This is a genomic window from Flavobacterium sp., assembly GCF_013822155.1.
Classification (GTDB): Bacteria; Bacteroidota; Bacteroidia; order Flavobacteriales; family Flavobacteriaceae; genus Flavobacterium.
Map to the genome: position 1 here is coordinate 22,287 of NZ_PNJW01000036.1, position 9,904 is coordinate 32,190.

7 protein-coding genes are annotated in these 9,904 nt (G+C 33.2%); all 7 read left to right on the plus strand.

The window, feature by feature from the left end; genetic code table 11:
• The first annotated feature begins 116 nt into the window (after window positions 1-116).
• Window positions 117-1,262 (plus strand): F0F1 ATP synthase subunit A, encoded by a 1,146-nt coding sequence (gene atpB, locus C0512_RS09945; protein ID WP_290861105.1) that lies wholly within the window; start codon window positions 117-119, stop codon window positions 1,260-1,262.
• Window positions 1,263-1,296: 34 nt separating this feature from the next.
• Window positions 1,297-1,488 carry an ATP synthase F0 subunit C gene (gene atpE / locus C0512_RS09950; protein WP_078212011.1) on the plus strand — a complete coding sequence of 64 codons (192 nt, stop codon included), beginning with the start codon at window positions 1,297-1,299 and terminating at the stop codon, window positions 1,486-1,488.
• 84 nt (window positions 1,489-1,572) lie between these two features.
• Window positions 1,573-2,073 (plus strand): F0F1 ATP synthase subunit B, encoded by a 501-nt coding sequence (locus C0512_RS09955; RefSeq protein ID WP_290861112.1) that lies wholly within the window; start codon window positions 1,573-1,575, stop codon window positions 2,071-2,073.
• Window positions 2,073-2,606 (plus strand): ATP synthase F1 subunit delta, encoded by a 534-nt coding sequence (atpH, locus tag C0512_RS09960; RefSeq protein WP_290861122.1) that lies wholly within the window; start codon window positions 2,073-2,075, stop codon window positions 2,604-2,606. Before C0512_RS09955 ends, atpH begins: the two co-directional genes overlap by 1 nt.
• A gap of 23 nt (window positions 2,607-2,629) precedes the next feature.
• On the plus strand, window positions 2,630-4,207 hold the full coding sequence (gene atpA / locus C0512_RS09965; RefSeq protein WP_290861114.1) for a F0F1 ATP synthase subunit alpha: 1,578 nt from the start codon (window positions 2,630-2,632) through the stop codon (window positions 4,205-4,207).
• 86 nt (window positions 4,208-4,293) lie between these two features.
• Window positions 4,294-5,151 carry an ATP synthase F1 subunit gamma gene (gene atpG, locus C0512_RS09970; RefSeq protein ID WP_290861116.1) on the plus strand — a complete coding sequence of 286 codons (858 nt, stop codon included), beginning with the start codon at window positions 4,294-4,296 and terminating at the stop codon, window positions 5,149-5,151.
• A 239-nt stretch (window positions 5,152-5,390) separates the two neighbouring features.
• Window positions 5,391-9,904, plus strand: a 4,514-nt coding sequence (locus tag C0512_RS09975; RefSeq protein WP_290861117.1) for a T9SS type A sorting domain-containing protein, incomplete at its 3' end; no start/stop codon positions are given.

The window sequence follows — 9,904 nt, forward strand, 5'->3', positions numbered from 1 at the left end:
ACACACTTTTAAGTTGCATTTTAGTCAAATTTTTTTTTTCAATACACTTGCATAATAAAGAAAAAATGTACCTTTGCACCAAATTTTAGGAACCCAACTATTTAAGTTAAATCAATATGGTGATTTCAAAAAAACCACTTCATTTTATAGTTGCACTGTTAGTTTCGGTTTTGCCGCTACTTACTTTTGCAAATAGCTCAGATTCTACTGTAGTTCACACAGAAGCTGTTCATACAGAAGTTGAAGCTCAACATTCAGAAGAACCAAAGGATTTAAAAACGGAAATCAAAGAATTTATTAATCATCACTTACTAGATTCGTATGATTTTCATTTGTTTTCTTGGGAAGATGATTCAAAAGTTGAACATCACGTTGGTTTTCCATTACCGGTTATTTTAGTTGATAATGGTGTGCAGTTTTTCATGTCATCAAAATTTCACCATGGAGAATCGGTAGCAGAAAGCAATGGAAACTTTTATAAATTATACCACGGTAAAATTTATAAAACAGATGCTCAGGGAACTATTTCTTATGATGCAGATCACCACGCAACCAATGCAAAACCATTAGATTTTTCAATTACCAAAAACGTTTTTATGATGTTTTTAGTTGGGGTATTAATGTTATGGTTATTTTCAAGCCTAGCAAAATCATATGCTAAAAACGGTGGAATTGCTACAGGAGCCGGACGATTTTTTGAGCCAATCATTCTTTATATCAGAGACGACATTGCTATTCCAAACATCGGACACAAGAATTATAAAAAATACATGAGCTATTTATTGACTATCTTTTTCTTTATTTGGTTTTTAAATATGTTCGGATTAACTCCTCTGGGAGTAAACGTTACAGGTAATATTGCCATTACTGCAGGACTTGCTATTTTAACGTATTTGATTACAACATTTACAGCTAATAAAAATTATTGGGGACATATTTTCTGGATGCCGGGAGTTCCAACTCCAATGAAAATTATTTTAGCTCCAATTGAATTATTAGGAACAATCATTAAACCATTTTCATTGATGATACGTCTTTATGCAAACATTGTTGCAGGACACGTAGTATTAATGAGTATCATTGGTTTGATGTTTGTTTTCAAAAACTGGTTAGGAAGTAGCTTGTCGTTCTTCTTAGCTTTTGCATTATCGTTATTGGAAATTTTAGTTGCTGCATTGCAAGCTTATATTTTCACCATGTTATCAGCTCTGTATTTTGGAGCAGCCAATGAAGAGCACCACCATGAGGAGGGGCATCATTAATAAATTGAATGTTTAATTAATTAATAAATACATTATGCAAATTCCAACAATTGTAGGAGCAGGATTAATCGTTATCGGTGCTGGTTTAGGTATTGGTAAAATCGGTGGTTCAGCAATGGACGCTATCGCTCGTCAACCAGAAGCTTCTGGAAAAATTCAAACAGCTATGCTTATTGCAGCAGCTCTTATTGAAGGTATTGGTTTCGCTGCGTTATTCGCATCTTAATCCAAAAAAATCAACAACAGTTATAACGGTTGGTTATAACTGTTGTTTTTAAAAAAATTAAAATTTTCTAAATTATTTATATAAATGGAGAAGTTAATAGAACAGTTTTCACTTGGTTTGTTTGTTTGGATGCTAGTCATCTTCATCGGGTTAATTTTCTTAATGAGAAAATTCGCTTGGAAACCAATTTTAGATGCGGTTAACGAAAGAGAAGAAGGAATTAGAAATGCATTATTATCTGCTGAAAATGCTAAGAAAGAAATGCTAAATCTTCAATCTTCTAATGAAAAGTTAGTAGCAGAAGCAAGAGCAGAACGTGATGCCATGATGAAAGAAGCTCGTGAAATCAAAGAAAAAATGATTAACGATGCAAAATCAGAAGCTCAAGCACAAGGCGAAAAAATGATTGCTCAGGCAAAAGCGGCTATCGAAAGTGAAAAAAATGCAGCAATGGCTGAGTTGAAAAATCAAGTGTCAACCTTGTCCATAGAAATTGCTGAGAAAGTATTAAAAAGTGAATTATCTAACAAAGAATCTCAAACGAAATTAGTTGAGAAAATGTTAGGTGATGCTAAATTAAATTAATCCGTATGTCAAGAGCTGCGATTAGATATGCGAAAGCAATTATAGAAAATGCTGTTTCCAACGGAAGAGCCGATGCGGTGAATCAAGACATGAACTTGATTTTAAATACCGTGAGTGCTAACGAAGAATTACAACATTTTTTAATCAGTCCAGTGGTAAAGCCACAAGAAAAATATACAGCGATTGCTGAAATATTTTCTGCGGTTCAACCAGACACCAAAGGATTGTTTTTGTTGCTTAAGGAAAACAAACGTTTTGAAATTTTAGCAGAAATTGCCAAACAATACAACGCTCAACATGATGTATTGAACGGAATTGAAGTAGCTAAAGTAACCACGGCTTTTCCTATAACTCCTGAATTAGAAGCTAAAGTTTTAGCGAAGATTAAAGAGTTTTCATCGAGTAAAATCACTGTGGAAAATATAGTAGATCCAACTATTATTGGAGGATTTATTCTACGAATTGGTGACCAACAATACAATGCGTCTGTGGCAAACAGATTGCAAGAATTAAAGAGAGAGTTTAGTAATTAATATTCCAAAAAAGATATAGCACAATGGCGGAAATTAAACCTGCTGAAATTTCAGCAATATTAAAAAAACAATTATCTGGTTTTGAATCAGGTGCATCGTTAGAAGAAGTAGGGACAGTACTTCAAGTAGGAGATGGTATTGCTCGTGTTTACGGCTTATCAAATGCTCAATACGGAGAGTTAGTACAATTCGACAACGGATTGGAAGCAATCGTATTAAACTTGGAAGAAGACAATGTTGGGGTAGTATTGTTAGGTCCTTCAACAGGTATCAAAGAAGGTTCTACTGTAAAAAGAACACAACGTATCGCTTCCCTAAAAGTGGGTGAGCAAATGGTAGGTCGTGTAGTAGATACATTAGGAAATCCAATCGATGGTAAAGGACCAATCGGTGGAGATCTTTATGAAATGCCATTGGAAAGAAAAGCTCCCGGAGTAATTTTCCGTCAGCCGGTAACTGAACCATTGCAAACTGGTATCAAATCGATTGATGCGATGATTCCGGTAGGAAGAGGTCAGCGTGAGTTGGTAATTGGTGACCGTCAAACAGGTAAAACAACTGTTTGTATTGACACCATTTTAAATCAAAAAGAATTTTATGATGCAGGTCAACCTGTGTTTTGTATCTATGTAGCAATTGGACAAAAAGCGTCAACTGTTGCCGGAATTGCAAAAACATTAGAAGACAAAGGAGCAATGGCTTATACGATTATCGTAGCAGCAAATGCTTCCGATCCTGCACCAATGCAAGTATATGCACCATTTGCAGGAGCAGCAATCGGAGAATATTTCCGTGATTCAGGTCGTCCGGCTTTAATTATCTATGACGATTTGTCAAAACAAGCTGTTGCTTATCGTGAGGTTTCTCTTTTATTAAGAAGACCACCAGGACGTGAGGCTTATCCTGGAGACGTTTTCTACCTTCACTCAAGATTGTTAGAAAGAGCGGCAAAAGTGATTGCAGATGATGATATCGCTAAAAACATGAACGATTTACCGGAATCTTTACGTCCAATCGTAAAAGGTGGTGGTTCATTAACAGCTTTACCAATTATCGAAACACAAGCGGGTGACGTTTCTGCGTATATTCCAACCAATGTAATTTCGATTACAGACGGTCAGATTTTCTTGGATGGTGATTTGTTTAACTCAGGGGTTCGTCCAGCGATCAACGTAGGTATTTCAGTATCTCGTGTTGGGGGTAACGCTCAGATTAAATCAATGAAAAAAGTAGCAGGTACATTAAAATTAGACCAAGCTCAATTCCGTGAATTGGAAGCGTTTGCAAAATTTGGTTCAGATTTGGATGCCGTTACTTTAAACGTAATTGAAAAAGGAAAAAGAAACGTTGAAATTTTAAAACAAGCGGTAAACGACCCTTATAAAGTGGAAGACCAAGTAGCGATTATCTATGCAGGATCTAAAAACTTATTGAGAAATGTTCCGGTTACGAAAGTAAAAGAATTCGAAAGAGACTTCTTAGAATACTTGAATAACAAGCATAAAGATACTTTGAATGCATTAAAAGCAGGTAAATTCACAGACGAAATTACTGATGTTTTAGACAATGCAGCAAAAGAAGTTTCAGCGAAATATAATTAATTAGATAATTTGAAAATTTGAAGATTTGAAAATGACACCATTTTTAATCTTCAAATTTTTAAATTTCCAAATTTCCAAATTAAAAAATGGCAAACTTAAAGGAAATACGTAATAGAATTACTTCCGTTTCATCGACGATGCAAATCACATCGGCTATGAAAATGGTTTCTGCAGCTAAGCTAAAAAAGGCTCAAGATGCCATTACGGCAATGCGACCTTATGCCGAAAAATTAACGGAGATTCTTCAAAGCTTAAGTGCTTCGATGGATGGCGAAGTTGGAGGAGATTATACTTCACAACGTGAGGTCAACAAAGTATTAGTCGTAGCTATCACCTCAAACAGAGGTTTATGTGGTGCTTTTAATACTAACGTTATCAAACAAGTCAAAGTTGTAGCCGATTCTTACGTAGGAAAACAAGTGGATATTTTTGCAATCGGTAAAAAAGGAAACGATGTTTTACGCAAAACACATAATGTAGTTGAAAACAAAAGTGATGTTTTTGATCATTTAACTTTTGACAATGTTGCCGCTATTTCTGATCTATTATCTGAAAAATTTATTTCAGGTGCTTACGATAAAATTGAAGTAGTATATAATCAATTCAAAAATGCAGCTACGCAAATCGTTCAAACCGAACAGTTTTTGCCTTTAGCTCCTGTAGTTGGTGCTGCAACCGCAAGCTCAGATTATATTTTTGAACCATCAAAAGAAGAAATCGTGTTGACTTTGATTCCGAAATCATTAAAAACGCAATTATACAAATCTATTCGCGATTCTTTTGCTTCCGAACATGGTGCTCGTATGACCGCGATGCACAAAGCAACTGATAATGCAACGGAATTGAGAAATCAATTGAAATTAACTTACAATAAAGCACGTCAAGCTGCTATTACGAACGAAATCTTAGAGATTGTTGGTGGAGCAGAAGCGTTGAAAGGATAATTAAAACATACCTTTACATTAAAAAGAGTCAAACATTAGTTTGGCTTTTTTTATTAAATGTAAAAGTTAAACATTTTTTCGTTAGATTTGAAATGCTAATCCATTTATTTCTAAGTACATGAAATTAACTCTACTCTCAATCACACAACACACAACACACAACACACAACACACAACACACAACACTCAACACACAAAAATTAAAGTTTGATAAGTTATTTATTTTTACTTTCTTTTTAATGAATTATTTGATTCATGCACAAGTACCCCAACCAATCCATTTTACGCCAGGTGGTTTAATGGATAATATTTTTGATAAAAGCGGAAACCAATATACATTCAATGATATTTTAATTAATACGCAAAGTACAGCAGAAAGTAGAGTAACTTTATTATCTTGTTCAAACAACTCCATTTTTAATTTGTATTTTGAAGAAGGAAGTGGTTGTGAAGATAATTCAGTTATTAATCATAATTTAAGGCGACAAGTTATTTGTAATGTGTTTGATGATTTATCTGCTTTTTTAACAACATCATCTTCTGCATTACAACCAACATCAACCACAAAAGTAAATATCTGGATTAGAAATATTGCTAATATACCAAACGTACCACCACAAGCATTAGGTTTAGCAAGTGGTTTTTATAATTTCCCAGCTAGTGCTACTACAGGAGGAATAACGGACAATGAAATTTGGAAAACAATTCACAATGGAATAGATTCTTACACAAATGTTGTGAATCCTTTAATTACTGCTGGTAGTGGATCAAACTCTTCTGGAATATTTTTTCATGGTTATATGGCAATTAACTTTGATTCATCAATTAATTGGAATTTAGACACTTCGGTATTTGCAGATACAACAGAAAAAGACCTTTATACTGTTGTACTCCATGAAATAACTCACGCATTAGGTTTTAATAGTTTAATTGATGTTGATGGAAGTTCAAAATTTCCTGTCGATTTTAATTATTTTTCCCGATATGATTTGTTTTTAAAAAGCGATACAAATGTTCCTTTACTTTCTACAAATTCAACTATAAATTTATATAATAATACTTTCAATTCAACTTTATTATCTAGTAATATTTTACACCCAAATTGTACAATCAGCGGAAATATCAATACAGGAAGTACTATAAATACTACTGTTTGCAACAATGCAGTTAAATATTTTGGAGCGGTTTTTACTGTTCCTGTTTATACGCCAACTTGTTTCGAAAGCGGAAGTAGTTTAAGCCATTTTGAAGATGAACTCTATCCCAGTTGTAGTGATGCTCATGGGAATGATAGTTATTTTGTAATGAGTAATGCCAACGGGAATGGTGTAACAAAACGTTTTTTAAAAGCAGAAGAGAGAAATGCTCTATGTGATTTAGGTTATGCTGTGAACACTATATACGGTGTAAGCGGTACAAAAATTAATGGGAATAATACTTTTTACGATTATGGAGGCTCAATATGTGATGGTATAATAGTTGCAGGAATTAATGATGGAATTACTTTTGGTGCAAATAATTCCGTCACTTATACTTTTTTTGGAAATACTAGTATATTTCCCAATATAAATATTTATAATATTTTGCTAAATGATCATAATGCAACTGGTTTTGAGGGTTTAGAGGATATTACAGGAAATTCTACTATATCAGTAACGTCTGGAAACTCTTCTACAGTTATAGAATTTAATAGCACTAGTGTTGGGTTACATTTACTGCGTTATGTACCAACTTACGGAATACAAAAAGGAAATATAACTTATATTTATGTCTATGTTATACCAAATAATCCCGAAGGATTATCTAGTTGTGTTCCTTTACCAAATCCATGTGATTTAATTTTAAACGGTGATTTTAAACAAAATTCATCTATACCAGATAATTGGGCAAATTTAAATTTGGCTTGTGGTTGGTGGGCAGATAGTTTTGCCGGCCCAGATTATTTTCATATTGATTCACCAATTCAATTAGGAAGCCCATCAATCCCTTGTAGTGCTGCTGGAAATCAAAACATTACAAATTTAAACAGTAAAGGTCATACCGGCTTTTTTGCTTTAAAAAATATTAATTCAAGTGAACTAAATGTATATGAAACAATTACTTCAAAATTATCTAATTCTTTAGAACCTAATACAGACTATCAATTAAGTTTCAACATTTCTCTAGCAGAAATGACAAGTGCCAATCCAATTAAAGTACAAGCTTTTCTGAGTTCAGATTATATTCCAAGGGCATATCCATATAATCATGACATTAATAATGGTATATTTTTAGAAAACGCTACGTTTACCACCAATTCTGATAATAACCAGTGGGATACAGTTGTCTTCAATTTTACAACTAATAGTGGGGGCGAGCAGTATTTATATTTAGGCGGAGTTAATAATGTCCAATTTTCGACAAATCCTATTATCTCTTCTCCTTCAAATGGTTGTGCGTTCAATGAACTGAACGAAATTAGCGACAATTATATTTATTCCTATAACTTTATAGATAATGTCTCATTAATTCCAACAAATGATGCAAAATTTATACTTCCAGAGACAATGACATGTGCTTCTGAAAATATTGAGAATTTACATGCTTTTTTAAATGGAACACCTTTAGATGGTTACTTTTCAGGACTAGGCGTTTCAAATTCTATATCAACACCAGGAATTTATTCTTTTAATCCCGCTTTGGCTGGAGTAGGAACAATAGCAATTACCTATCATTATCAAAATAGCTCGGGTTGCCCTATTGCACTTATTAGAAACATATTAGTAACAGGTGCCGAAATTATTCCGCTATTTACTCCTATTGATCCAATATGTATAGGCGCAGCCTACACTTTGCCAATACTATCAAATAATGGTTTTACTGGCACGTGGAGTCCTGATTTTAACAATCAGTCCACCACAACTTATACGTTTACACCTAATGCAAATTCTTGTGCAATCCCAACGACACTTACTGTAGCAGTAACAAATGAAAATGCCATATCACCAATTTTTATGAGTTTAGCCCCTGTTTGTATCGGAACCCCCTTTACCTTACCAACTCTTTCAAGTAATGGTTTTACAGGCACTTGGTCGCCTGAGATAAACACTACTATTTCAACTCTATATATTTTTACACCAGATAATGGTCAATGTGCAACTCTTGCCCAAATGAACGTAGAAATAATTAACCCTGAAATCAATTTAGAAGGAAATTTAAATGTTTGCACAGGAGAAAGTTCAACTTACAATTCCAACATTCATGGCGGTTTATGGTCTAGTTCTGATATTTCAATTGCAACAATAAATCCTGAAACAGGTGAACTTACAACTTTTAATACAGGTACAGTAACCTTAACATACACTCTTTCTAACTCTTGTTTATCATCTTCTAGTATAAATGTTAATATTATTGACCGATACACAATCCCGACGTTTAGTTTTCCTACAACTATTTGCAAAGGAACTACTCCACCAAGATTGCCTGATATTTCTGATAATAATTTAAATGGTGTATGGGAACCACATCTTATTAATAATGTTCAATCAGGAAATTATACTTTTTTCGCAGAAAACAATTGTGTTGATCCATTTACAATAACCGTTACAGTAATTACAGGAGGTGAATTAATAGCAAACGATGATTTTTTTTATTTACCTTATATACCAGAATCTCATTTATCTCCAAGTATTTTAAATAATGATTTATTTAATGGTGAACTAATTACTTCAAATTTTTTAGGGCTGACAATTCAATTAATTGGGGCGACTAATAATATTACAGTAAATTCTGATGGCACTTTAAATTTACCTCCAGATTTTGCACCTGGAACATATTCTTTTGATTACAAATTGAAAAATAGATGTTTACTAAGTGAACTTAAAAAAATAACACTTATCATTTTTGACGATGCTCTAAATGCAAAAGAAAAATTTTTCGTAGATGTATGCTATAAACCGGATGCTTATATAACGGAACAAACCTTTTTAAATGATGTTTCTTTTGGTGAAATTCGTGCTACTTCAGAAAATGTGACTTTTAGCAATATTACTGCTCCCGCAGGATTTTCGATTAATCCTGATGGCACTGTTAATGTACCTGCAAATGCTTTACCCGGCGATTATATTTTTACCTACACACTTTGCCCAAGTGGCAGCACATCGGGTTGTGTGAATGATATTATAGTTAGTTTTACGATTTATAACACCGTTCGAGCTAATCCAGATGTTTTTTATTTTGATACCAGCGGTACATTTTTAGGCTCAACCCATGAAGACCCGACAAGTAATAACATTTTAAAAAACGATGGCTATGCCGCTGATTGTGGGTTTTCTGCTCCTAATAGTTTTGTGGGTGCTGTTTTGGGTGAGAATGTGAGTAATTTGAATTTGAATATTCCTTTTCCTACTTCTAACTTTTTTAATATAAATTTAACAGGAAACATCAATTGTTTCAATATTGTAGGTCTTAACGCTGGGTATTACCCTTTAACTTATAGTATATTTGATTTTCAATATCCATTAGTTTCTGATTCTACAAATGTTTTAATTTATGTTAATGGAAATACAAGAATATCATCTCAAATTAATAATGTAAAAGATATTGAAAATATTATTATCTATCCCAACCCTTCAAATGGTATTTTTACAATTGATTTTAGCAAAGTAATTAATACTACTTTACTTGAAGTATTTAATATTTTAGGACAAAAAATATATGAACAAAAAGTAGATAGTAAAAAGCAACATACACTTAATTTACTTGATTATGACAG